The organism is Hydrogenophaga sp. PBL-H3 (genome assembly GCF_010104355.1).
Lineage (GTDB): Bacteria > Pseudomonadota > Gammaproteobacteria > Burkholderiales > Burkholderiaceae_C > Hydrogenophaga.
Map to the genome: position 1 here is coordinate 2,166,163 of NZ_CP044972.1, position 22,454 is coordinate 2,188,616.

The following is a 22,454-nucleotide window of genomic DNA, read 5'->3' on the forward strand; positions in this document are numbered from 1 at the left end:
GCCCGCGTGGCCGTGCATCGTGCAAAATCCCGATCGATACCCCCAGGAGTCCGCATGCTCACCGAAGACGGCAAACACCTCTACGTTTCGTACGACGAGTACCACAACCTGATCGAGAAGCTCGCACTCAAGGTCCACCAGTCGGGCTGGGAGTTCGACACCATCCTGTGCCTGGCCCGAGGTGGCATGCGCCCGGGCGACATCCTCTCGCGCATCTTCGACAAGCCGTTGGCCATCATGTCCACCAGCTCCTACCGTGCCGCCGCCGGCACCCAGCAGGGCAACCTGGACATCGCGCGCTACATCACCACGCCCAAGGGCGAAATTGCCGGCAAGGTGCTGCTGGTCGACGACCTGGCCGATTCTGGCCACACGCTCAAGGCCGTGATCGACATGCTGAAGAACAACTACAAGCCGATCACCGAGATGCGCAGTGCCGTGATCTGGACCAAGCAGCTCTCGACGTTCACGCCCGACTACTCGGTGGAGTTCCTTCCCACGAACCCCTGGATCCATCAACCGTTCGAAGGCTACGACAGCATGCGCCCAGCGCAGCTCCTTGAAAAATGGAAACTCTGATCTGAATGGCTGATCTTTCCACTCGGCTGATCCACCACCCCTACAAGCCCCCCGAGGGCTTTGAAGCCGTGGCGCCGGGCGTGCACAAGGCCTCCACCGTCCTGTTCCCCGACGTCCAGGCCCTGCGCACCAAAGACTGGAAAGACAAGAGCGGCTACACCTACGGCCTGCACGGCACGCCTACCACCTTTACGCTGGAAGAGCGCCTGGCCACAATCGAGGGTGGCGAGCACTGCATGCTGGCACCCAGCGGTCTGGCCGCCATGACGCTGGTGGACATGGCCTTGCTGCGCAGCGGCGACGAGCTGCTGATTCCCGACAACGCCTACGGTCCGGGCAAGGTGTTCGCCGAGGTCGAGCTGGCGGCCTGGGGCATCACGCACCGCTATTACGACGCCATGGATCCGGACGACCTGGCGCGCCAGATCGCCCCGGCCACGCGACTGGTCTGGCTGGAGGCGGCCGGATCCATCACCCTCGAATACCCGAACATCCCGGCACTGGTGGAGCGCGTGCGCGATGCCAACGCCACGCGCGCGGGCCAGCGACCCATCGTCACCGCGCTGGACAACACCTGGGGCGCCGGCATTGCATTCCAGCCTTTCGAGCAAGGCGTGGACGTGTCGGTGCAGGCCCTCACCAAGTACCCCAGCGGCGGGGCCGACGTGCTCATGGGCTCGGTGATCACACGCGACCTCGCCTTGCACCGACAGATCCTGCTGACCCGCATGCGCCTGGGCCTGGGCGTTGGCGCGAACGACGCCGAACTCGTTTTGCGCGGCCTGCCCAGCATGGACCTGCGCTACCGTGCGCAGGACGCCAGCACGCGCGAACTCGCCACCTGGATGCAGGCGCAACCAGGCGTGGTGAGGGTGTTGCATCCGGCGCTGCCGGGCTCGCCCGGACATGCCACCTGGCTGCGCGACGCGACGGCCGCGGCCTGTCTGTTCAGCGCCGAGTTCGACCCTTCGATTCCGCAGGCGCGCATTGATGCGTTCTGTGACAGCCTGAAATTGTTCCGCCTGGGCTGGAGCTGGGCCGGGCCGATCAGCCTGTGCGCGCCCTACAACCTGGCTTCAATCCGCACCCGGGGCTGGCAAGACGCCGGTGGTCTGGTACGCTTTGCTGTCGGTCTGGAATCTGTGCGCGATCTGCGTGCAGACCTTGCACAGGCCTTGGCGGCCTTGCAAGCCTGACCCTTTTGTTTCAACAGACCTGAAAGACTGATTTGGCTACTCCCAACTACGGATACGAAAAGCGCCAGCGCGAGCTTGCCAAGAAGAAAAAGAAAGAGGAAAAGCTCAAGGCCAAGGCGGAAGGTCGCCGCCACGACGACACCGATGCGCCCGAAGAGCAGCCGGATTCCGAAGCCCCCGATGCTGCAGCCAGCGGCGACGGCGCAGCGGCCGCGGACTGAGCTTGGTGTTCCGTCCAGACCTGGGCCGATGCTCAGGTCTTGGCTTCGCTGGCGGTCAACGACAGCGCAGCAGCGTTCAGCGACTCGGCTGAGCGGTCCCGCAGCTCACAGGGCAGGGCCTGAGGGAATTGTTTGAAATTGCGCCCGATCGACTGGGCGTACATCGGGTCGTAGTGGCGGGTCAACAACTCCAGCACCACGTCCGGCGTCTGCCCATTCTTCACCTTCTCGATCCAGCCCGACACCACTTCCTTGCCCCGCAGTTCCGTCAGGGCCTCCAGGCGGGAGCAGAACGAAACCGGGTCTTTCACGAAGAAGTCGTAGTCTTCCAGCAGCAGCGCCACGCGCTCCTGATCCGACAGGCGCAGATCGATGCAAGGGCTCGCCCGCATGGCGTCGATCAGCGCGTCGGGCACGCGCAGATTGCCCACCTTCTTGCTCTCGCTTTCAACGTACACCACTCGTGCCGGGTCGAAGCCGCGCAAGGCCGACCACACCAGGGAATCAAAGCGCTTCTGGCTTGGCTGCGGCTGGCCGGGAATGTGGCCCAGCACCGAGCTGCGGTGGCTGGCCAGGGCTTCCAGATCGAGCACCTGCGCGCCTTGCGCGGCCAGCGCCTGCAGCAGGCGGGTCTTGCCGCTGCCGGTGGGGCCGCAAATGATGCGGTAGCGCAGGCGCTCGGCCAGCGCCGGCAGCGACTCGACCAGCGCCGCGCGCCAGGCCTTGTAGCCGCCTTCGACCAGGGTGACGTGAAAACCGATGGCGCCCAGGATGGTGGCCAGTGCCCCGCTGCGGTTGCCTCCGCGCCAGCAGTACACCAGCGGCTTCCAGGTGCGCGGCTTGTCGATCACTTCACGCTCGATGTGGGCCGCGATATTGCGCGCCGACAGGGCTGCTCCGCGCTTCTTGGCCTCGAACGGATTGACCTGCTTGTACAGCGTGCCGATGGTGATGCGCTCTTCGTTGTTGAGCGTGGGCCAGTTCACCGCACCGGGCACATGGTCCAGCGCGTGCTCGTCCTCCGTGCGGGCGTCGATGATGAGGTCGAACTCGGCCAGGCGGCTCAGCGCTTCTGCAGCATTCAGGGTGTGTACGGGCATGTCCGATTATCGACGCGCGATCAACTTGCGCAGTTCGGGCCACACGTTGTCACGCATGGTGGCCTGAGCGCTTTCGTTGGGGTGGATGCGGTCGTTCTGGAACAACGCGGTCGGGTTGGTGGTGTCGGCCACACCCTTGAGGAAAAACGGCACGAGCGCGGCTTTCTCGGTCTTGGCCACGGTGGTGAACACGTCGCGAAACTCCTGCGCGTACTTCGCACCGTAGTTGGGTGGCATCTCCATCCCCAGCAGCAGCACCCGGGCACCTGCGTCAACCGAGAGGCGCGCCATGGTGGCAAGGTTGTCACGCGTCATGTTCAGCGGCAGGCCGCGCAGCGCGTCGTTGCCGCCGAGTTCGATCACCACCCACTTCGGCTGGTGCTGCTTGAGCAGCGCTGCGATGCGCGAACGCCCGCCGGAGGTGGTGTCGCCGCTGATGCTTGCGTTGACCACGCGCGCCTTCACTTTTTCCTTGGCCATCGTTTCGCCCAACAAGGCCACCCAGCCAGTGCCGCGCTTGAGACCATATTCGGCGCTCAGCGAGTCGCCCACCACCAGGACCACCGGCGCGTTGCCGTTGGCGGCCTGTGCGGGCGCTTGGGCGAGCGCGCTGCCCAAAGACCCTGCAGCGGCGAGCGCGCACACGCTGCAGACCAGCGCGTTAAAGTGACGGCGTTTCAACTTGAGAAGTCCTTCCATGTCCGATGTGATGATTGCGGTCCAGCATGTGTTCAAGTCGGTCACCGACTCCACCGGGTCGCTGACCATTCTGCGCGATATCGATTTCACCCTGAACAAGGGGGAAACCGCCGCCATCGTCGGGGCATCCGGCTCGGGCAAGAGCACGCTGCTGTCCATCGTGGCCGGTTTGGACACGCCCTCCAGCGGCACAGTTCACATCGATGGCGTTGATTTGTTTGCGATGAATGAAGACCAGCGCGCCGCGCTGCGTTCACAAAAGGTTGGTTTCGTGTTCCAGAGCTTCCAGCTGCTGGGCAACCTCACCGCGCTGGAGAACGTGATGCTGCCCCTGGAGCTCGCCGGGCGGCGCGATGCCCGTGCCACGGCCACCCACATGTTGCAACGCGTGGGCCTGGGCGAGCGCCTGTCGAGCTATCCCAAGGTGCTCTCGGGCGGCGAGCAACAGCGCGTGGCGCTGGCGCGCGCCTTCGTGGTGCAGCCCGCCGTGTTGCTGGCCGACGAGCCCACCGGCAGCCTGGATTTCGCCACCGGCGGCAAGATCATGGAACTCATGTTTGATCTGAACCGCGAGCAGGGCACCACGCTCGTGCTGGTCACGCACGACCGCAGCATCGCCCAGCGCTGCGAGCGGCGCATCACCATCGAGGCCGGGCAGGTGGTGCCCGAAGTCAGCGAGTCGGCGGCCATCGCCTGAGCCCTCCCGCGCCCGGAGGGGATAATCCGGGCATGTCTTCTCCCAAAGTGCTTTTCGGCTTTCACGCCGTGGGCGTGCGCCTGAAAACCGCGCCGCAATCCATCATCGAGATCTACTACGAGCCCACGCGCCGCGACGCGCGCATGCGGCAGTTTCTCGACAAGGCCCGCGAGGCCAACGCCCGTCTGATCGAGGCAGATGGCCTGCGCATCGCCAAGCTCGCTGGCAGCCACGGCCACCAGGGCGTGGCCGCCCGCGTGGAAGAGATCAAGCAGGTGCATTCGCTGGACGAATTGCTGGAGCAGCTGGAGGCCACGGGTGTGCCACCTTTGCTGCTGGTGCTCGACGGCATCACCGATCCGCACAACCTGGGTGCCTGCTTGCGTGTGGCCGACGGCGCCGGCGCGCACGCCGTGATCGCACCCAAGGACCATGCCGCCGGCATCAACGCCACCGTGGCCAAGGTGGCCAGCGGCGCGGCCGAGACCATGCCGTATTTCATGGTGACCAATCTGGCGCGCACCCTGGGCGAACTCAAGGAGCGCAACATCTGGATCATCGGCACCAGCGATGACGCGCCCAAGACGCTCTACCAGGTGGACCTCAAGGGTCCGGTGGCGCTGGTGCTCGGTGCCGAAGGTGCGGGCATGCGCCAGCTCACCCGCAAGACCTGCGACGAGCTGGTGAGCATCCCCATGGCCGGTGCTGTGGAGAGCTTGAACGTGTCGGTGGCCAGTGGCGTGTGTCTGTACGAGGCACTGCGCCAGCGAAGCTGAACATGCGCGACACGGTGCGCGGCTGGATCCGCGAAGCGCGCCACATCGCGGTGCTCACCGGGGCGGGCATGAGTGCCGAGTCTGGCGTGCCCACGTTTCGCGATGCGCAGACCGGGCTGTGGTCGAAATTCAACCCGCAAGATCTCGCGACTGAAGCTGCTTTCCGCGCGCACCCGCAGCGCGTGTGGGACTGGTATGCCCATCGTCGCGAGATGATCGATCGCGTGGAGCCCAACGCGGGCCATGTGGCGCTGGCCACGTATGCCCTGCGACACCCCGGCCGCCTGACGCTCATCACCCAGAACGTGGACGGTCTGCACCAGCGCGCAGGAAGCGTCGATGTCCTTGCCCTGCACGGCAACATCGCCGAAGACCAGTGGCTGGACGCGCCGCGCGCGTGCTGTCAGGTCGATGCCATCGAAGCTGGCCACCCGCCGCGCTGCCAGGTCTGCGGCAATCTGCGCCGCCCCGCAGTGGTCTGGTTCGGCGAGCACCTGTCGGCGGCCACGCTGGAGGTCGCGGAGCTAGCCGCACGCGATTGCAACTTGATGCTGGTGGTGGGTACCTCGGGGGAGGTGTACCCGGCGGCTGGGCTGGCCCTGATCGCCCACCAGTGTGGCGCGCGCGTGGTGATCGTCAATCCCGAGCCCACGCCGCTCGACGCGGTGGCCGAGCAGTGCTTGCCTGAACCGGCTGCGGTGTGTCTGCCCCAGTTGCTGCTTTAGAACGGCGTACGCAAGGCCGTCGTGTACTTGCGTGCTGGTGGCAAAGCGATCAAACCCAGCCCATCGCCCCCAACACCGCCCCCGCCCCGATCATCCACAGCAGGTGAATCTTCGTTCGCCACACCAGCAGCGTGGCCACGCCGGTGAGCATCCACAGCGGCCAGTCGCGCTCGGGATGATCGTGGGAACCGGTGAGCAGCCAGCCGGTGGCGATCAGCAGGGCGATCACGATCGGGGCCATTCCGGTCTTGAAGGCGCGCACCGCGCGCAACTCTCGGTTCTTGTGGGCCCAGCGGGTGGCGGTGTAGGTGAGCACGGAGGAGGGCAGCATGATGGCCACCATCGTGACCACCACGCCCAGGAGCGCCAGCGCCCAGGAAGTCCACCCTGCGCCCGGGCCTCCGCCAGCGTTGAGTCCCACGTTCCAGCCCAACAGGGCGACGAACAGCACGTTGGGTCCGGGGGCAGCCTGTGAGAGTGCGATCGACGAGGTGAACTGGGCTTCGCTGAGCCAGCCATTCTGGTAGACCAGATAGCGGTGCATGTCGGGCGCGGTGGTGATGGCGCCGCCCACGCCCAGCAGCGAGAGCGAGGCGAAGTGGGTGAACAGGTTGATCCAGCTCGCCGCGTCGGGCGTCATGCTCGTCATGGGTGCTGCTCCTCGCTGTGCTTGAGCACGCGGTAGGCCCACACACACGCCGCGCCGCCAATACCCAGCAGCACCCAGAGCAGGGGCCAGCGCAGCAGGCCGATGGCGATGAAGGTGAGCGCGGCAAAGCTGATGCAAACGGCCATGCCCATGGCGTTCTTGTCGAGTGCGCCGATGAGCTTGATGCCGGTGGCGGTGATCAGGCCGGCCGCCACAGCGCCCATGCCACGCAACGCGTTCTGCGCCATGGGGTTGTCAGCCACGCTGCCGTAAAGCACCACCAGCAGCAGCACCACCACCAGTGGCGCGGCCAGCATGCCCGCCAGGGCGGCGAGTGCGCCCGGCAGGCCGAAGTAGCGGCCGCCGATCATCATCGAGAGGTTGACCACGTTGGGGCCCGGCATGATCTGCGCCACAGCCCAGTCCTCGACGAACTGCTCGCGTGTCATCCAGCGCTTCTTCTCCACCAGCTCCCTTTGCACCACCGCCAGCACGCCGCCAAAGCCCTGCAGGGCCAGCCAGGTGAACGAGACGAAGAGGTCGGTTTTGGAGCTGGGTTGTGCGAGGGCTTCTTCAGTCACGCTGCAGCATGTCCCGAACAACGTCCACCAGCAAGGGCTTGGTGACGAATCCCTGGATCACGGGGATTTCGCCCACGCGATCGCGGTCCTTGGGAGAGCCTGACGAGGTCAACATGACCAGCACCACCGTGGGCTTGCCAGCCAGAAGCGGGGTGGCCTCGATGGCGAACTCGAAGCCATCCATGAGGGGCATGTTGATGTCGAGGTAGATGCAGGTGGGCAGGGTGAGCGGATCGGTCCTGAGGTGGGCCAGTGCTTCGATGCCGCTTTCGAAGATGAGTATCTCGCCCTCGAAACCGGCACGCCGGATCATGATCTCGTGGTAGACGTTGTCGGCTTCGTTGTCGTCGATCAGGATGAAGCGCTCAGGTGCGGTCATGGTCATTCCAGATGGGATGCAGCGTGTGCCGCAGGCAGGTGCAATGTGAAGCGGCTGCCTTCACCAAGCGTCGATTGCACCGACATGCGGCCGCCGTGCAGGTGTGCGATGCGGCGGCAAATGGACAGGCCCAGGCCCGAACCCTCGTACTGCTTGCGCGTGTGCAGGCGCTTGAACATATCGAAGATGTCAATCTGGTGGTCGGAGGCGATGCCAATGCCGTTGTCGGTGACATGGACGTTGTGGAAGCCGTCGCCCTGTTCGACCGAGATGTGCACCACGGGTGCCACGCCCCGGCGCGAGAACTTCAGGCCGTTGGTGGCCAGGTTTTGCAGCACGATGCGCAGCAGCGATTCGTCGGCAATCACCAGCGGCTGGGGTGCGCAGTCGATGCGCCCACCCACGCGGAAGATCACCCCCGCCAGATCGTTCTGGAGCTGTTGCATCAGCCGGCTGACTTCGACCGGACGGATCTTCACGGCGTGGTTGTCCAGTCGCACGAAGTGCAGCAGATCGTCGAGCAGGAAGCTCATGCGCTGGCCGCCCGACTGCACGAACGAAAGGTAGCGTTGCGCTGTGGCCGTTAGCTCCTGCTGGTGATCGGAGACCAGCAGCGAGGTGAAGTTGTTGATGGTGTTGATCGGCTCGCGCAGGTCGTGGGAGATGATGTGAATGAAGCGCTCCTGCTCCAGCGTTTTCTGCTCCAGCAGGGCCACGGTCTGGCGCAGATGCGCTTCTCGCTCCCGGATCTCCTGAACGTCCTGTGCCCGCATGACCACCCCGGTGATCTCGCCGTTGGGGCCACGCGCCGGCAGCAGGGCAACCTCGACATGGCGTATGCCACATCCGGGGAATTCGACCTTGCGGTTGTAGGAATGGGGTTCGCCGGTCAGTGCCGTGGCCAATGCGGGCTGCAAGATGGTTCGGAAGGCCTCTTCGCCCACATGTGATGCAACCGAGCGACCGATGATGTCCTCGCGCCCGCAAGCCCAGTAGGACAGGAAGGTGTCGTTGACGTGTTGGTACACATAGTTGGCATCAACGTAGACCTGCAGGTCCAGGCCGGCGATGGCCATGGCGGTGAGCTCTTCGTGTGCCAGGCGCGCAGCCGCAGCGCTTTTTTCAGCCTCCTGGAGGCGATCCTTCTCATGCTCGAACAGCGTACTCACCAGGCTGGAGAGGCGGCGCAGGGCGTCGAGCTGGGCAGCGTCCAGCGTGCGGGCTTTCAGATCGACGACACACACCGTGCCCATGGCGAAGCCGTCGCCGGTGACGATGGGCGCACCCGCATAAAAGCGTGCGTTCGTGGGCCCTGCCACCAGCGGGTTGTCACTGAAGCGTGGATCCTGCGACAGGTCTTCCACCATCATGACTTTGTCCGGCTCCAGGATGGCGTGGGAGCAGAAAGCCAGCTCGCGCGGCAACTCCACAGCTTCAACACCGATGCGCGACTTGGACCATTGACGGTCCTTGTCGATCAGTGTGATGAGCGCCACCGGGGTGCCGCAGATCATCTGGGCCATGGCCGAGATGTCGTCGAAGGCCTTCTGGGGCAGTGTGTCGAGGATTCCCAGGCCGTGGAGCCTGACCAGTCGCTGCGCGTCGTTGGCTGGGATGGGGGGTGTCTGCATGATGCGGTCGTCGGAGGAACGATCAAGTTGTAACACAGCACCCTGTGTTGATCACCCTTTACAAAGCGATATACCCGGTGCCGTCGACTTCGACACGGGCCCCATGCCACCCACTGTGAAACCGCTCACACCGACATGCCGCCGGACACCTCGATCACGGCGCCGTTGATGTAGCTTGCCTCGTCACTGGCAAGAAACGCGTACACGTTGGCGATCTCTTCAGGCTGGCCAAGGCGGCGCAACGGCACGCGGTGCTCCATCTCCGTGATGACCTTCTCGGGAATCGTGCTGAGGATGGGTGTGGCGATGAAGCCGGGCGCCACCGCGTTGACGCGGATGCCCTTGGGGCCGAGTTCGCGGCTCCAGGTCTTGGTGAAACCGATCACGCCGAACTTGCTTGCCGCGTAGTTGGTCTGGCCGAAGTTGCCGTAGATACCCACCACCGACGAGGCGTTGAGGATCACGCCACTGCCTTGCGCCGCCATGTGCTCGGTCACGGCCTGTGCGCAATGAAACACGCCACGCAGGTTCACGTCGATCACGCGGTCGAACTGCTCCAGTGTCATCTTCTGCAGGCGTGCGTCCTGCGTGATGCCGGCATTGTTCACCAGCACGTCGATGCGGCCGAAGCGCTCCATCACGCGTGCCACCACAGCATCCACCATCTCGCGCTGGGTCACATCCATCACGAAGCCCACGGCCTGGGCGCCGATCGATTCGCATTGCAGCACGGCGGCATCCACCGCTGCCTGCTTCACGTCGCAAACGATGACCACGGCGCCTTCCTGGGCGAATTTGATGGCGGTGGCCAGGCCGATGCCCTGTGCAGCGCCGGTGATGAGGCTGATTTTTCCGTCGAGACGTTTCATGTTGTGGGTTCGGGAATGGGTCGAAAAAAAACCGGCGGGTGCGCCGCCGGTGGGTGGGGGGGAGATCAGTACACGGGTTGGTGATGGCGGATGGCACGCGCAGTGGCCTCGTCGAGCGCGAAGCCCGCGCCATGGCGGGCAGCCAGCCCGGCGCAGCGCTGCTCGAAAGCGTCGATGCCCATGCCGTAGATGAACTGCAGCGCGCCACCGGTCCAGGCCGGAAAGCCAATCCCGAAGACGGAGCCGATGTTGCCGTCGTGCACGGAGGTGAGCACGCCCTCGGCCAGGCAGCGTGCGGTCTCCACGGCCTGGCGGTAGAGCAGGCGGTCTTTCACTTCCTGCAGATCCCAGGCGTGCCCGGGCTTTTCGAACAGGGGCTTGAGTTCCGGCCAGAGCGTCTTCTTCTGCCCGGCCGGGTAGTCGTAGAAGCCGCCACCGGCTGCGCGGCCCGCGCGGTTGAGTTCCTTGACCATGCGCTCGACCAGCAACTCACCCGGTGTGGCGGCGTACGTCTTGCCTTCGGCGGCCAGGTCGGCGCGGGTCTGGTCCAGGACGTGGACCGAGAGTGACAGCGCGGTCTCGTCCAGCACGGCCAGGGGCCCCACCGGCATGCCGGCCTGCATGGACGCGTTTTCAATCACCGGCGCGGGAATGCCTTCGCCCAGCATGGCCGCACCCTCCATCACGAAGGCGCCAAAGGTGCGGCTGGTGTAGAACCCGCGCGAGTCGTTCACCACGATGGGCAGCTTGCCCAGCGCCTGCACGTAGTCGTAGGCGCGCGCCACCGTCTCGTCGTCCGTTTCCTTGCCGCGGATGATCTCCACCAGCCTCATCTTGTCCACCGGGCTGAAGAAGTGGATACCGATGAACTTGGCCGGGTTGTTGCTGGCCTGGGCCAGGCCCGAGATCGGCAGGGTCGAGGTGTTGCTGGCAAAGAATCCACCCTCGGCCAGCATGGGTTCGGCCTCGTGCGTGACGGTGGCCTTGAGTTCGCGGTTCTCGAACACGGCCTCGATGATGATGTCGCAGCCCCGCAGGTCGGCGGGGTAGGCGGTGGGCCTGATCCGTTCGAGCAGCGACTGCTGCTCCTGCAGGGTCATGCGACCCTGGTCGACCCGGGTTTGTGTGAGGCGCGCGCTGTACAGCTTGCCTCGCTGGGCATTTTCCAGGCTCACGTCTTCGAGCACGGTGTCGATACCGCGGCTGGCCTGGGTGTAGGCGATGCCCGCGCCCATCATGCCGGCGCCCAGGATGCCGACCTTCCTGGGCTTGTACTTCTCGGTGCGTGCTGTGCCTGCTGATGCGCCGGGACGCGACTGCCCGCTCTTGATCGCGTTCATGTTGAAAAAGAAGGTGTTGATCATGTTCCGGGCCACCGGACTCACGATGAGCTTGGCCAGGTAACGGCTTTCGATGCGTGTGGCCGTTTCGTAGTCCACCATCGCGCCTTCGGCCATGGCCGCCAGTGCCGCTTCGGGTGCGGGGTACAGGCCACGCGTCTTTTGTTTGAGCATGGCCGGCGCCACGGTCAGCATGCCGGCGATCTTGGGATTGGCCGGTGTGCCGCCCGGAATCTTGTAGTCCTTGGCGTCCCAGGGGTGCTGGGCCTTGGGGTTGGCCGTGATCCACAGAAGTGCCGCGGTGCGCAGTGAAGCCGCCAGGTCGGCTCCGTTGGCCGGCACCAGTTCTTGCACCAGACCGAGTTCGAGCGCTTCACGCGGGTTGAACAGCTTGCTCTCCAGGATGAAAGGCTGCGCGCCCATCAGACCCAGCAGGCGCGTCATCTTGGTGATGCCGGTGGCGCCGGGGATCAGGCCCAGCGTGATCTCGGGCAGGCCAAGCTGGATCCGGGGGTCGTCCGCGGCCACGCGGTGGTGGCCCACCAGCGCCACTTCCCAGCCACCGCCGAGTGCCGCGCCGTTGATGCAGCTCACCACCGGCACGCCCAGGGTCTCCAGCGTGCGGAAGTTCTTCTTGGTCTGCTCGATCTCGGCAAAGACGCGGGGCGCGTCGGCCGGTGTCAGGCGCATCGTGCTCTTGAGGTCGGCGCCAGCGAAGAAGGTGCTCTTGGCCGACGCGAGGATGATGCCCTTGATCAAGCTCTTGTCACGCACCACGAGGCCGGTGGCGGTGGTCAGGTCGCGCTGCCAGTCGGCGCACATGGTGTTCACCGGCGAGCCGGGCTCGTCGAAGGTGAGGGTGGCGATGCCGTCGTGCAGTTCGTAGCGGATGGTTTTCATGCTGTCGGAGTATCTGGAATCACCTTTCGCCCTGAGCCTGTCGAAGGGCTTGCGCGGTGCATCGCTAGAGGGCTTCGACAGGCTCAGCCCGAACGGAGTTGGTGTTCCGATCATCCTGAGCTTGTCGAAGGACAGGCTCAGGGCGAACGGTGCAATGGGTGGATCCGGTCTTCAGACCCTTTCGACAATGGTCGCTATCCCCATGCCGCCGCCCACGCACAGCGTGGCCAGTCCATAGCGCAGCTGGCGGCGGTGCAGTTCGTCGACCAGCGTGCCCAGGATCATGGCGCCGGTGGCGCCCAGCGGGTGGCCCAGGGCTATGGCGCCACCGTTCACGTTCACCTTCTCATGCGGCACGCCCAGCTCCTTCATGAACTTCATGGGCACGGCGGCAAAGGCTTCGTTCACTTCGAACAGGTCGATCTGGTCGATGGTGAGGCCAGCCTTGACCAGCGCTTTGCGCGCCGCCGGCATCGGGCCGGTGAGCATGATGGTGGGGTCGGCGCCCGAGAGCGCCACCGCGACGATGCGCGCGCGCGGCGTGAGGCCGTGCGTCTTGCCGGCGGCCTCGCTGCCGATCAGCACCGCGGTGGCGCCATCGACGATGCCCGAGGAGTTGCCCGCGTGGTGCACATGGTGGATGTGCTCGACCTGCGGGTAGCGCTGCAGCGCCACGGCATCAAACCCCATGCCGCCGAGCTGCTCGAACGCGGGCTTGAGCGCGGCCAGGCCCTCCATCGTGGTGTGGGGCTTGATGAACTCGTCCTCAATCAGGATGGTCTGGCCCAGGAAGTCGGTCACCGGCACGACCGAGCCCTTGAAGTAGCCCGCCGCGCGCGCGGCCGCGGCGCGCTTCTGGGATTCGAGCGCGAAGGCGTCCACATCGTCGCGGCTGAATCCTTCGAGCGTGGCGATCAAGTCCGCGCCGATGCCCTGAGGCACGAACAGCGTGTCGCTGTTGGTCTGCGGGTCCTGCGCCCAGGCGCCGCCATCCGAACCGATCGGCACGCGGCTCATGCTTTCCACGCCGCCGGCCACCACCAGGTCTTCCCAGCCGCTCTTCACCTTCATGGCCGCCATGTTCACCGCCTCCAGGCCCGAGGCACAGAAGCGGTTGAGTTGCACGCCCGAGCAGCGCCAGTCCCAGCCGGCCTTGAGCGCGGCCACCTTGGCAATCACCGAGCCCTGCTCGCCGATGGGCGAGACCACGCCCATCACCACGTCGTCCACTGCGCCAGTATCGAAGCCGTTGCGCAGCTGCAGTTGGGTCAACACGCCGGCGAGCAGGTCGATCGGCTTGACCTCGTGCAGGCTGCCGTCTTTCTTGCCCTTGCCGCGCGGCGTGCGCACGGCATCGAATACGAATGCTTCGCTCATGGTGTCTCCTGGGGGAATGCGGATGCCGCGACTCAGTATAGACTTTTGCCAAGCACTTGCTTTGTCAAATTCCGTCCTCCAGTCTGATAGGTGACACCATGATCGAACGCACCCTGTTCAACGCCGACCACGAAGCCTTTCGCGACAGTTTTCGCAAGTTCGTCGAGAAAGAAATCGCCCCGCACCACGAGGCCTGGGAGGAGCAAGGTTATGTGGACCGGGCGGTGTGGAGCAAGGCCGGCGACAACGGTTTTCTGTGCATGACGCTGCCCGAGGCGTATGGTGGCTCCGAAGCCGACAAGCTGTATTCGGTGGTGCAGATGGAGGAGATCGCGCGCACTGGTTTCAGCGGCATCGGTTTCGGCCTGCACAGCGAGATCGTGGCACCGTACATCCTGCACTACGGCACCGAGGCGCAGAAGCAGAAGTACCTGCCCAAGCTGGCGACTGGTGAGATGGTGGGAGCCATCGCCATGAGCGAGCCCGCTGCCGGCAGCGACCTCCAGGGCGTGAAGTCCACCGCCATCAAGCAAGCTGATGGCAGCTACCTGCTCAACGGCAGCAAGACCTTCATCACCAACGGCTGGCACGCCGACCTCGTGATCGTGGTCGCCAAGACCGATCCGAGCGCAGGTGCCAAGGGCACCAGCCTGCTGCTGGTGGAGCGCGGCATGCCGGGCTTCGAGAAAGGCAAGCGGCTGAAGAAACTGGGCATGAAGGCACAGGACACCTCCGAACTTTTCTTCGACAACGTGAAGGTGCCGGCGGAAAACCTGCTGGGTGGTGCCGCGCACGAAAACCGCGGCTTTGTCTGCCTGATGGAGCAACTGCCCTGGGAGCGGCTGCAGATTGCCATCGGGGCGGTGGCGGCGGCGCAGGCTGCGATCGACTGGACGGTGCAATACACGAAAGATCGCAAGGTGTTCGGCCAACCGGTGGCCGCGTTCCAGAACACACGCTACAAACTCGCGGAGCTGCAGACCGAGGTGCAGGTGGCGCGCGTGTTCGTCGACAAGTGCTGCGAGCTGGTCAGCGTGGACCAGCTCGACACGGCCACCGCCAGCATGGCCAAGTACTGGTGCTCCGACCTGCAGTGCAAAGTGATGGACGAGTGCCTGCAGCTGCATGGCGGGTATGGCTACATGTGGGAATACCCCATCACCCGCGCCTACGCCGACGCACGCGTGCAGCGCATTTACGGCGGCACCAACGAGATCATGAAAGAAGTGATCTCGCGCGGCATGGGACTGGGCGGGCGCTGACGGCCCGCCCACCCGCGCGCCGGCTTACTTCTTCGCCGCTTCCGTCAGCCGGCGGCCGAGCGAGATGGCGTAGGGCGCGGCGCGCGCATTGAGCACCGGGTCGGCCGAGGGCTTGATGCCGGCGGGCAGCACCAGCGGGTTGAAGGTCATGGTGTCGCAGGCGCCGCCCATGCCCTCGCTCACTTTGTCGATCACCAGCTTGCCAGCCGAGACCACGGTGCGCGCCTCTGGCCAGGTCAGTGTCGGGTCGGTCAGGTTGTCGCCGGCTTCGGCGAGCTGCAGGCGGAAGTCGAACGACACGGGGGCTTTGCCCACACGCTCGCGCAGCTCGCCGGCCAGGAACTCGTCGCCCATGGTCTTCAACTGGTCTTCGGTGAGTCCGAGCACGCCGGCCTCGGGCGCAAACTGCCAGCGCGCGAAGCGGCTCTTGCCTGGTGTGGTTTCAAACTCGAACGCGTTCACACCCCAGAAATTCACAGCGCCGTAGCTCGCAGGCACCGGCGCTTGCGCGAGGTACGCGCCCTGGCGCGTGGTGTCCGGGTTGGCGGTGCTGAAGGCCTTGATCTTCTCGGGGTCGGCCTTGCCGGTGGCCGGGTCTGCGGTGCGGGCCTGCACAAACGGCGCGAACTGCTCGGGCTTGCTCACGAAGAACACCGGTGCCGAGATGTTGGCCATTTGCCATTGCTCACCACCGGGCAGCTGAAACTGCAGCGCCAAGCCACGCACCGTCTTGCCCTTGTCGCTCGCCTTGGGGCTGCCGCCACCGACCGAGAAGCGGGCCACCACAGGAATTTTGTCGCCCTTGAACACCGAGGCGCGCGAGAGCTCGCGGCCGGCAGCGCTGCCGATGAAATGGCCGCTCGCGCAGATGCCCTTGGCGCCCGAGCGCCGCGAGCCCGGTTGCGGGCCGGCCAGGCCTTCCAGCGCATTGACCTGGGATTCCGCCAGAGAGGGCTGGGCAAAGGCGGTGGGCGTCAGGAGTGAGCTGCCCAGGGCGGCAGATACGGCGGCGGCAAGAAGCAGGGGTTTCATCGTGGAGTGCCTTTCGGTGGTGACTTTGGTGGTGCACCTTGCAACCACCTGTGCGGTAGTCGGCACTTCTGGGCCGTCCTTACACCCGGCATCGAAATATTTCGGCCCTGATTCGTTCCTCCCCATTCAATATTTGTAGTTAAAAAGTATGATTCGTCAGCTTTTTGTCTTGGGGAGGGTGGAAGGTGAAAAACGTCGACATCAAACAACTGGCGCTGTTTTGTGAGCTCATCGAGAGCCAGAGCCTGACCGAAGCTGCCGCGCGCATGAACATCACGCCCTCGGCCGCCAGCCAGGCGCTCACCCGCTTGCGCCATGTGCTCAACGACGACTTGTGCGTGCGCGAGAAGAACCGATACCAGCTGACACCCTATGCCGACGGCGCATTTGCTGTCTTTCAGCAGATGGTCGGTTTGTGGAAGGACGTGAGCAACAGCGCCTGGGCGTTTGACCCGTTGCAATGCGATGCCCACATCATCATGTCGTGCTACGACGCTTTCGGCGAAACCGAACTGGCCGAGTTGTACCGCAGCATCCTTCGCAAGGCGCCCAGCCTGAGTCTGGACATTCATGCGCCAGCCAACGGACCTCAGGACGTCGACGCCTTGCGCGGTGGTGATGTCGACGTCGTCTGCAGCCACTACGAGCCACCTGTCGATGCGCGCGATCTGTACGTGGAAACTGTCAAGCATTTCCAGATCACGCACTGCTGCATCAACGTCGACCATCCTCGCATCCTCGACACCCTCACGCTGGAGCAGTACCAGTCCGAGGAACACCTGCTGATCACTTTTCTCAAGCGCCACGGTGGGCGCCGCAGCCCCATCGACCTGGAGCTTGAAGCCCGCGGGTTCACGCCCCGGCGAACGACCATCGTGAACTCATGGCACCTGTGTTCGGAGTTGCTGGGTCGCACCGACAGGCTCGTGACCACCAGCCAGCAACAGGCTCGGCAACTGGTGCGCAGCAACCCGAAGATCCGGTGCATTCCGCTGCCCACCGACTTCGACTGGCCGACCATGCCCGTCAACATGATCTGGCATCAGCGCACGCACAACAGCAAGCCGCACCGGTGGTTGCGTTTGCAGTTGCGCGAGTTTCTCTCCCTGGTGTCGGAGGAAGATGTGCCAGTCGCCGACGCCTCGATGACTTCCGGCGCGTCTTGAGACCTCTTTGAACCCGTGGCTTGCGCCCGCCGGCTTCAATTCAACAGTGCGTCCATTTCACGCAGTTTTTGCACGGCAACCGGTTCGCTGATCTTTCGGCACATCAGGTCGAAGCATTCGAAACGCAAGTCGTGAATGGTGGCGAGGTGAGAGGCTGAAATGATCTTCAGGTAGAGCCGAAGGTCCCGATGTGACATGCTGACGATGTGTGTGCCGAGCATGCTTCCCAGCAGCTTCTTGAGTTGTTCGAGCCTGATGTGTTCACACGCCACCTGCGTCGGGCTGTGTTCACTTGACGTGATCTTTCGAAGCCATTCGCGAAAGCCGGTGTTGAAGGTGCTGTTGCCGGGTCTTGCCGGCCCGTGCATCTGATCAAAATGCGAGAACGATGGCTGTGCGATAAGGCGTTGAGCGCCGTGCATTGGACCTTTGTTTGCCATGTGCATCCTCCATTGACTGCGTTGCCGATGGAAGGAATTTAGAAGCGAGCAGGGCAGGCGTCCATTTCGCAGATGGCGATGGCACTTTCGTGAAACTGAATAGCGAAAATCAATCGCGCACCATCAAGAGGGGCGGTAGCCAACTACGTGCCGAGCAACAGTTGGGTCCCCAGCCTGATCCCGTCGGGAGGTGAGTGGTCGGCCAGCACCCAGGCACGATCGGTGTGCCGCGAGGCTTCGTGCAGTAGCGCGTTGAGAAAGCGGATGGATGTCAGATCCAGTGCCGCGAAAGGCTCGTCGATCAGCGTGAGGGCGGTACCTGCCGCAAAGGCTGCGCTCAGCCAGACCTTGCGTTTGCTGCCAGCCGACAGCATGTACATCGGCTTGTCGATGTGGGGATCCAGCGCAAAGCCACGTGCGAGCTCCAGCGCGGTGTCCAGGTCGAAGCTGGGGTAGCGCGATGTGAGTGTGGCGAACCACACCTGCGCGCTGGTCGCATCGAGCGCATCGCTGCGTGGCTCGGTGCGGAAGACCTGGGCCCTGTAGGCATCAGCGTGCGTGTTCAAGTCGGTGTTGCGCAGCACGAAGTTCCCGCTGTGGGCGCGCAGCTCACCCGCGAGCAACATCAGCAGGGTTGTCTTGCCACTGCTTTCCTCGCCATGCACCGCCGAGACGCCAGCGGGAACTTGCAGGTTCAGGTCTTGAAACAGCGGGATGTCCGGCCAGCCGAAATGCAGGCTTTTGACGTCAAGAATGTGGGTGTGTGGGGGTGGTGTCACGGCTGGGTGCCCGATGCTCTTCGGGCGCCAAGCATAGCGCCGCCCCATGCGTGCGACGGCTCAGGCGAGCGGGTCACCCGATCCCGCCGCCCCGCCAGTGCAAAAAATCAGGCTGCCAGGGCCATCGCGTGCTTGCTGGTGGCCTTGTTGCCGGCGCTCACCGAGCATTCGATGTCGCCGGAGAGCTGGCCGCCTTCCTCGATCACCACCTTGCCGTAGCGGATGCGCCCGGTCACCTTGCCGGTGGAATAGATCACCAGCTTGTTGCGCACGGTGAGGTTGCCATCGAATACGCCGCGGATTTCAGCAATGTCGATCTCGGCAGAGCCCTTGAACTCACCTTGCTGGGCGATCTGGATCACCCGTGAGTCCATGGTGGCCTCGACCATGCCTTCGACCACCAGCGTGTCGCAGTCGGTGATCTCCACGCCTTTGAGCTTGATGTTCGGGCCGACGGTGAGTTTGCTGCCGCCTTCGGGGATAGAACTTGCTGCGCTGGTGGTGGTGCTGGGTGTCAGGTCCGCATCGGTCGTGGCCTGAGATGGGGCGGCGGTCTGGGCCTGGGGCTGCGCGACAGAACCACTGGTGGCTTGTCCGTAGCGCGGTGTCGCCATGCCGGTGTTCAAGGGTTTGGGTTGATCGATGTCGCGTTTGCCAAAGTGCAGTGCCATGCCAGCTCCTTCAAAAAGTGAAGCACTGATGCTAAGTGTGGCGTGGCTTACATTCAGGTGGGTTCCGTAAGAGGGGTAACGAGATGAACCGTACATGCGGTTTCATTTTTCCGCGGATGAGCGCTTGCGATTTTCCATCTCGCGGATCAGCGCGCGTGCTTCGTCCCCCTCCGGAATCGGTTTGCCGCTGTCGCGCCATTGCACCGCGTCCTTGAACCCGGCCTCCTGCGCATGGCGGCGGAACCACACACCTTCAGGGTTGTGCCGCGTGATGCCGTCGAACACCGTGGCCATCATCTGGGTCTGCTCCAGGCCCATCGCGAGCATGACCTGGTTGACCACCATCTTGTGCATGGCCAGGTGCGAGCGCGGCACGCCGGCGATGCGTTCGGCCAACGCCATCGTCACGGCTTCCAGCCGGTCCCATGGCACGGCCTCGTTGGCCAGGCCCCAGGCGGCCGCAGTGCGACCGTCGATCACGTTGCCGGTGAACATCATTTCCTTTGCCCGCAGGGCACCCAGCCGGTAGGTCCACATGGCGGTGGTGGGGCAGCCCCACACACGGGTGGGCATGTAGCCGATGCGTGCGTCATCGGCCATCACCAGCAGGTCGCAGCACAGCGCGATGTCGCTGCCACCGGCCACCGCTGCGCCGTGCACCTTGGCGATGGTCGGCTTGGGGCTGCGCCACAGGCTCATGAAGTCTTCGGTGTTGCGCTTCATGTAGGCGTAGTCGACCATCGGATCCCAGGGCGCGCGCTCCTGCTGGCAGGGATGGTCGATTTCGCCTTCGCCGAATTGCGAGAGGTCATAGCCACCGCAGAAGCCCTTGCCGGCGCCCTCGACCACGATCACGTGCACCTCGTCGTCGGCGTTGGCCCAGTCCACCGCGGCGCGGATCTCGCGTGGCATCGCGTCGTTGATGGCGTTGAGGCGCTCGGGCCGGTTGAGCAGCAGACGCGCCACGCGGGGCTGGTGGGCGTCTTTGTCGATGCGCAGGGTGGTGTAGGTGGGCATGTCGTGTCTCCGGGTTGTTTTTTTGATGATAACCAAGGGCATTGTCTGTGGCTCGAGAAAACGGTTGCGCACACAACCAATCGGCTATACAGTTGCGCACGCAACAAAACCGAAACAGCCTCCCATGACCTTGCCTGCCCATGTTCCCGTGTTGATTGCCGGTGGCGGCCCCGTCGGTCTGACCCTGTCAGCCTTGCTCTGCCGCCAGGGCATTGCCAACCTCGTGATCGAGGCCGACGAGAGCTACTGCAGCGGCAGCCGCGCCATCTGCATGTCGCGCCGATCGCAGGAGATCCTGGGCTGGGTGGGTGCCGACAAGGCTCTGGTGGCCAAGGGCCTGAGCTGGGTGGGCGGGCGCAGTTACTGGCGTCAGACCGAAGTGCTGCACTTCCAGATGCCCAGCGAGCCCACACAGCGCTTTGCACCCATGGTCAACATCCAGCAGTTTTATGTGGAAGAGTTTGCGCACCAGTCTGCGCAGGCGGCAGGTGCTTCACAAGTTCAATGGGCCAGTCGAGTGACCGAGGTGAAGCCTCACGTCGACGGGGTCGAGGTGGAGGTGAGCACACCCGAAGGCCCGCAGACCCTGCACGCCGACTGGCTGGTGGCCTGCGACGGTGGGCGCAGCACGGTGCGCGAGCAACTGGGCCTGCAGCTCGAAGGCACGCAGTACGACGGCAAGTACGTGATCGTCGACGTGGTGCAGAAGACGCGGCGCGCGGTGGAGCGTCTGGCGTGGTTCGATCCGCCGTCCAACCCCGGCTCCACCATCCTCATGCACCGCCAGCCCGACGATGTGTGGCGCATCGACTATCAGATCCGCGACGACGAAGATCCGCTGGAGGCGGTGAAGCCCGAGAACGTGTTGCCGCGTGTGCAGAGCCACCTGAGCATGATCGGCGAAAACGAACCTTGGGAGCCGCTGTGGATCTCGATCTACAACGCCAAGTGCCTCACCTTGCCGAGTTACCGGCACGGGCGTGTGCTGTTCGCGGGTGACGCCGCGCACCTGGTGCCCATCTTCGGTGTGCGCGGACTCAACTCCGGGCTGGATGACGCAGGCAACCTGGCCTGGAAGCTGGCGCGGGTGGTGCGGGGCCAGTCACCGCACACGCTGCTCGATTCGTACTCCACCGAGCGCGTGCACGCCACGCGCGAGAACATCGCCTATGGCGCCAAGAGCACCGAGTTCATGGCGCCGCCCAACTTTGCTTACCAGCTCATGCGCGAAGCGACGCTGCGGCTGGCCGAGGGCGATGCACAGGTGCGTTCGCTCATCAACCCGCGCCAGTCCACGCCCATCACCTACGTGGGATCACCGCTCAATGCGGCGCAGGTTGATGTGTGGACCAGCGAGCAGGCGGCACCCGGCGCACCCGCGCCCGAGGCCTTGTTGCAGGACGGGCCGGGCAGCTTTCACCTCAGCAGCCGTTTCGGGCGCGACTTTCTCGTGCTCGCGTTCGGTCCCACGGGTCAGCCGGCGCCCGCCGTGTCAGGCCTTGAGTTGCTGAACATCGATCCCGCCATGGACATTCACGTGCAGGCCTGGCAGCGCTACGGTTTGCCTTCGGCCACCGACACGGCCCTGGTGCTCGTGCGGCCCGACGGTTACGTGATGGGCCGATGGCAAGGCCACAACCTGGCACCTCTGTTGCAAACCCTGACCACCACCGGAGTGTCCGCATGAACGAAGCCGATCTGGACCGCAGCTACAGCGCCCTGTGCGAAGCGCTCACCCGCGTGGGGGAAGACAAGGCCCCGCTGTTCCTCTCCATGCTCTGCCTCTCGCTGATCAGCCGCATGCAGCAGGCCGACGACCTGCCGCCCTTGATGGCACAGGCCGAGCGCCAGTGCGCAGCGGGTGCCGGCAATGGCCGCTGACACCACCCCGCCGGCGCTTCAGGATTTTCTGACCTACCGGCTGCACCGGCTCGCCAAACTCACCGATCGCCAGAGCAGCGACGCCTACGCCAACGTCTTCGGGCTGGGCGTGGGCGAGGCGCGGTGCCTGGCCGCCATTGGCCAGTTCGCACCGCTGTCGGTGAAAGACCTCGCGGCCCGCGCCAACCTGGACAAAGCCCAGGCCAGCCGGGCCGCGCAGATGCTGGTGGAGCGCTCGCTGGTGTTGAAGTCGGCCAGCGAAACCGATGCTCGCGGCGTCGTGCTCACACTCACGCGCACCGGCCGGCCGTTGTGGAGGCGGGTGATGCGACTGATCGAGCAGCGCAACGCCGACATTTTCGGGTGCCTCTCCAGCGCCGAGCAGCGCCAGCTTGAGGCAGTGTTCGACCGCCTGATCGCCCATGCGCACGACCGGCAGGAGGGCAGTAGCCCCTCGACCCCCTGAAATCAGGGGCAGCCCGTAAAA

General features: G+C 64.7%; 25 protein-coding genes. 11 read left to right on the plus strand and 14 right to left on the minus strand.

Translation table 11 applies throughout. From position 1 onward, the window contains the following. The first annotated feature begins 54 nt into the window (after positions 1 to 54). From F9Z44_RS10065 to F9Z44_RS10075, 3 genes are read left to right on the plus strand one after another with little or no spacing between them, the layout of a single operon-like run. Positions 55 to 579: a phosphoribosyltransferase gene (locus F9Z44_RS10065; RefSeq protein WP_159605756.1), complete on the plus strand. Its 525-nt coding sequence runs from the start codon at positions 55 to 57 to the stop codon at positions 577 to 579. Positions 580 to 584: 5 nt separating this feature from the next. Next, positions 585 to 1,775, plus strand: coding sequence for a PLP-dependent transferase (locus F9Z44_RS10070; RefSeq protein ID WP_159605758.1), 1,191 nt, complete (start codon positions 585 to 587; stop codon positions 1,773 to 1,775). Positions 1,776 to 1,807: 32 nt separating this feature from the next. Beyond that, entirely contained in the window at positions 1,808 to 1,996 is a 189-nt protein-coding gene (locus tag F9Z44_RS10075) for a hypothetical protein (RefSeq protein ID WP_159605760.1), read from the plus strand. 32 nt (positions 1,997 to 2,028) lie between these two features. Here F9Z44_RS10075 and mnmH read toward each other — a convergent pair whose 3' ends face one another. Together mnmH and F9Z44_RS10085 are read right to left on the minus strand one after the other, a co-directional pair. Continuing rightward, the gene (mnmH, locus tag F9Z44_RS10080; protein ID WP_159605762.1) at positions 2,029 to 3,096 is read right to left on the minus strand and encodes a tRNA 2-selenouridine(34) synthase MnmH; all 1,068 of its coding nucleotides are present in this window, start codon (positions 3,094 to 3,096) and stop codon (positions 2,029 to 2,031) included. Positions 3,097 to 3,102: 6 nt separating this feature from the next. After that, entirely contained in the window at positions 3,103 to 3,795 is a 693-nt protein-coding gene (locus F9Z44_RS10085; RefSeq protein ID WP_159605764.1) for an arylesterase, read from the minus strand. Here F9Z44_RS10085 and F9Z44_RS10090 point away from each other — a divergent pair. Genes F9Z44_RS10090 through F9Z44_RS10100 form a run of 3 tightly spaced genes read left to right on the plus strand, consistent with a single transcriptional unit; the run spans position 3,794 to position 5,993 of the window. Next, entirely contained in the window at positions 3,794 to 4,492 is a 699-nt protein-coding gene (locus F9Z44_RS10090; RefSeq protein WP_159605766.1) for an ABC transporter ATP-binding protein, read from the plus strand. The two genes, F9Z44_RS10085 and F9Z44_RS10090, sit on opposite strands and share 2 nt — an antisense overlap. Positions 4,493 to 4,524: 32 nt before the next feature. Continuing rightward, on the plus strand, positions 4,525 to 5,268 hold the full coding sequence (rlmB, locus tag F9Z44_RS10095; RefSeq protein WP_159605768.1) for a 23S rRNA (guanosine(2251)-2'-O)-methyltransferase RlmB: 744 nt from the start codon (positions 4,525 to 4,527) through the stop codon (positions 5,266 to 5,268). 2 nt (positions 5,269 to 5,270) lie between these two features. Continuing rightward, on the plus strand, positions 5,271 to 5,993 hold the full coding sequence (locus F9Z44_RS10100; RefSeq protein WP_159605770.1) for an SIR2 family NAD-dependent protein deacylase: 723 nt from the start codon (positions 5,271 to 5,273) through the stop codon (positions 5,991 to 5,993). Positions 5,994 to 6,042: 49 nt separating this feature from the next. Here the strand turns inward: F9Z44_RS10100 and F9Z44_RS10105 are convergent, their stop codons facing one another. From F9Z44_RS10105 to F9Z44_RS10135, 7 genes are all read right to left on the minus strand, one after another. After that, positions 6,043 to 6,642 carry a chromate transporter gene (locus F9Z44_RS10105; protein ID WP_159605772.1) on the minus strand — a complete coding sequence of 200 codons (600 nt, stop codon included), beginning with the start codon at positions 6,640 to 6,642 and terminating at the stop codon, positions 6,043 to 6,045. Next, a complete protein-coding gene (locus tag F9Z44_RS10110; RefSeq protein ID WP_236574317.1) occupies positions 6,639 to 7,223 on the minus strand; it encodes a chromate transporter in 585 nt (194 codons plus the stop codon). Before F9Z44_RS10110 ends, F9Z44_RS10105 begins: the two co-directional genes overlap by 4 nt. Next, the gene (locus F9Z44_RS10115; RefSeq protein WP_159605776.1) at positions 7,216 to 7,602 is read right to left on the minus strand and encodes a response regulator; all 387 of its coding nucleotides are present in this window, start codon (positions 7,600 to 7,602) and stop codon (positions 7,216 to 7,218) included. Before F9Z44_RS10115 ends, F9Z44_RS10110 begins: the two co-directional genes overlap by 8 nt. Before the next feature lie 2 nt (positions 7,603 to 7,604). Further along, a complete protein-coding gene (locus tag F9Z44_RS10120) occupies positions 7,605 to 9,233 on the minus strand; it encodes a GAF domain-containing sensor histidine kinase (RefSeq protein ID WP_159605778.1) in 1,629 nt (542 codons plus the stop codon). A gap of 125 nt (positions 9,234 to 9,358) precedes the next feature. After that, positions 9,359 to 10,102: a 3-oxoacyl-ACP reductase FabG gene (fabG, locus tag F9Z44_RS10125; protein ID WP_159605780.1), complete on the minus strand. Its 744-nt coding sequence runs from the start codon at positions 10,100 to 10,102 to the stop codon at positions 9,359 to 9,361. Positions 10,103 to 10,167: 65 nt separating this feature from the next. Continuing rightward, positions 10,168 to 12,342 (minus strand): 3-hydroxyacyl-CoA dehydrogenase NAD-binding domain-containing protein, encoded by a 2,175-nt coding sequence (locus F9Z44_RS10130; protein ID WP_159605782.1) that lies wholly within the window; start codon positions 12,340 to 12,342, stop codon positions 10,168 to 10,170. 171 nt (positions 12,343 to 12,513) lie between these two features. After that, positions 12,514 to 13,719, minus strand: coding sequence for an acetyl-CoA C-acetyltransferase (locus tag F9Z44_RS10135; protein ID WP_159605784.1), 1,206 nt, complete (start codon positions 13,717 to 13,719; stop codon positions 12,514 to 12,516). A 98-nt stretch (positions 13,720 to 13,817) separates the two neighbouring features. On the opposite strand from F9Z44_RS10135, the gene F9Z44_RS10140 reads away from it, so the two are divergent. Then, the gene (locus F9Z44_RS10140) at positions 13,818 to 14,981 is read left to right on the plus strand and encodes an acyl-CoA dehydrogenase family protein (protein ID WP_159605786.1); all 1,164 of its coding nucleotides are present in this window, start codon (positions 13,818 to 13,820) and stop codon (positions 14,979 to 14,981) included. A gap of 24 nt (positions 14,982 to 15,005) precedes the next feature. Here F9Z44_RS10140 and F9Z44_RS10145 read toward each other — a convergent pair whose 3' ends face one another. Beyond that, positions 15,006 to 16,013 (minus strand): catalase family peroxidase, encoded by a 1,008-nt coding sequence (locus tag F9Z44_RS10145; protein ID WP_159605787.1) that lies wholly within the window; start codon positions 16,011 to 16,013, stop codon positions 15,006 to 15,008. Between the two features lie 185 nt (positions 16,014 to 16,198). Between F9Z44_RS10145 and F9Z44_RS10150 the strand changes: the two genes are divergently transcribed. Further along, positions 16,199 to 17,179, plus strand: coding sequence for a LysR family transcriptional regulator (locus F9Z44_RS10150; protein ID WP_159605788.1), 981 nt, complete (start codon positions 16,199 to 16,201; stop codon positions 17,177 to 17,179). A 35-nt stretch (positions 17,180 to 17,214) separates the two neighbouring features. Here F9Z44_RS10150 and F9Z44_RS10155 read toward each other — a convergent pair whose 3' ends face one another. The 4 genes from F9Z44_RS10155 to F9Z44_RS10170 form a co-directional block, all read right to left on the minus strand. After that, positions 17,215 to 17,619: a hypothetical protein gene (locus F9Z44_RS10155; RefSeq protein WP_159605789.1), complete on the minus strand. Its 405-nt coding sequence runs from the start codon at positions 17,617 to 17,619 to the stop codon at positions 17,215 to 17,217. Positions 17,620 to 17,762: 143 nt separating this feature from the next. Next, positions 17,763 to 18,398, minus strand: coding sequence for an ABC transporter ATP-binding protein (locus F9Z44_RS10160; protein ID WP_236574318.1), 636 nt, complete (start codon positions 18,396 to 18,398; stop codon positions 17,763 to 17,765). Positions 18,399 to 18,505: 107 nt separating this feature from the next. Then, positions 18,506 to 19,069: a bactofilin family protein gene (locus F9Z44_RS10165; RefSeq protein WP_159605791.1), complete on the minus strand. Its 564-nt coding sequence runs from the start codon at positions 19,067 to 19,069 to the stop codon at positions 18,506 to 18,508. Between the two features lie 102 nt (positions 19,070 to 19,171). Then, entirely contained in the window at positions 19,172 to 20,086 is a 915-nt protein-coding gene (locus tag F9Z44_RS10170) for a crotonase/enoyl-CoA hydratase family protein (protein WP_159605792.1), read from the minus strand. A 124-nt stretch (positions 20,087 to 20,210) separates the two neighbouring features. On the opposite strand from F9Z44_RS10170, the gene F9Z44_RS10175 reads away from it, so the two are divergent. Genes F9Z44_RS10175 through F9Z44_RS10185 form a run of 3 tightly spaced genes read left to right on the plus strand, consistent with a single transcriptional unit; the run spans position 20,211 to position 22,433 of the window. Continuing rightward, a complete protein-coding gene (locus F9Z44_RS10175) occupies positions 20,211 to 21,773 on the plus strand; it encodes an FAD-dependent monooxygenase (protein ID WP_236574319.1) in 1,563 nt (520 codons plus the stop codon). After that, entirely contained in the window at positions 21,770 to 21,967 is a 198-nt protein-coding gene (locus tag F9Z44_RS10180; protein WP_159605794.1) for a hypothetical protein, read from the plus strand. Before F9Z44_RS10175 ends, F9Z44_RS10180 begins: the two co-directional genes overlap by 4 nt. Continuing rightward, on the plus strand, positions 21,957 to 22,433 hold the full coding sequence (locus F9Z44_RS10185) for a MarR family winged helix-turn-helix transcriptional regulator (RefSeq protein WP_159605796.1): 477 nt from the start codon (positions 21,957 to 21,959) through the stop codon (positions 22,431 to 22,433). The genes F9Z44_RS10180 and F9Z44_RS10185 overlap by 11 nt, the downstream gene beginning before the upstream one ends. Positions 22,434 to 22,454 lie beyond the last annotated feature (21 nt).

Coding starts and splice junctions, on each gene's coding strand:
- F9Z44_RS10140 (WP_159605786.1), top strand. CDS start 13,818: ATGATCGAACGCACCCTGTTCAACGCCGACCACGAAGCCTTTCGCGAC.
- F9Z44_RS10070 (WP_159605758.1), top strand. CDS start 585: ATGGCTGATCTTTCCACTCGGCTGATCCACCACCCCTACAAGCCCCCC.
- F9Z44_RS10135 (WP_159605784.1), bottom strand. CDS start 13,719: ATGAGCGAAGCATTCGTATTCGATGCCGTGCGCACGCCGCGCGGCAAG.
- F9Z44_RS10115 (WP_159605776.1), bottom strand. CDS start 7,602: ATGACCGCACCTGAGCGCTTCATCCTGATCGACGACAACGAAGCCGAC.
- F9Z44_RS10120 (WP_159605778.1), bottom strand. CDS start 9,233: ATGCAGACACCCCCCATCCCAGCCAACGACGCGCAGCGACTGGTCAGG.
- fabG (WP_159605780.1), bottom strand. CDS start 10,102: ATGAAACGTCTCGACGGAAAAATCAGCCTCATCACCGGCGCTGCACAG.
- mnmH (WP_159605762.1), bottom strand. CDS start 3,096: ATGCCCGTACACACCCTGAATGCTGCAGAAGCGCTGAGCCGCCTGGCC.
- F9Z44_RS10090 (WP_159605766.1), top strand. CDS start 3,794: ATGTCCGATGTGATGATTGCGGTCCAGCATGTGTTCAAGTCGGTCACC.
- F9Z44_RS10105 (WP_159605772.1), bottom strand. CDS start 6,642: ATGACGAGCATGACGCCCGACGCGGCGAGCTGGATCAACCTGTTCACC.
- F9Z44_RS10180 (WP_159605794.1), top strand. CDS start 21,770: ATGAACGAAGCCGATCTGGACCGCAGCTACAGCGCCCTGTGCGAAGCG.
- F9Z44_RS10130 (WP_159605782.1), bottom strand. CDS start 12,342: ATGAAAACCATCCGCTACGAACTGCACGACGGCATCGCCACCCTCACC.
- F9Z44_RS10145 (WP_159605787.1), bottom strand. CDS start 16,013: ATGAAACCCCTGCTTCTTGCCGCCGCCGTATCTGCCGCCCTGGGCAGC.
- F9Z44_RS10170 (WP_159605792.1), bottom strand. CDS start 20,086: ATGCCCACCTACACCACCCTGCGCATCGACAAAGACGCCCACCAGCCC.
- F9Z44_RS10065 (WP_159605756.1), top strand. CDS start 55: ATGCTCACCGAAGACGGCAAACACCTCTACGTTTCGTACGACGAGTAC.
- F9Z44_RS10175 (WP_236574319.1), top strand. CDS start 20,211: ATGACCTTGCCTGCCCATGTTCCCGTGTTGATTGCCGGTGGCGGCCCC.
- F9Z44_RS10085 (WP_159605764.1), bottom strand. CDS start 3,795: ATGGAAGGACTTCTCAAGTTGAAACGCCGTCACTTTAACGCGCTGGTC.
- rlmB (WP_159605768.1), top strand. CDS start 4,525: ATGTCTTCTCCCAAAGTGCTTTTCGGCTTTCACGCCGTGGGCGTGCGC.
- F9Z44_RS10155 (WP_159605789.1), bottom strand. CDS start 17,619: ATGGCAAACAAAGGTCCAATGCACGGCGCTCAACGCCTTATCGCACAG.
- F9Z44_RS10185 (WP_159605796.1), top strand. CDS start 21,957: ATGGCCGCTGACACCACCCCGCCGGCGCTTCAGGATTTTCTGACCTAC.
- F9Z44_RS10100 (WP_159605770.1), top strand. CDS start 5,271: ATGCGCGACACGGTGCGCGGCTGGATCCGCGAAGCGCGCCACATCGCG.
- F9Z44_RS10165 (WP_159605791.1), bottom strand. CDS start 19,069: ATGGCACTGCACTTTGGCAAACGCGACATCGATCAACCCAAACCCTTG.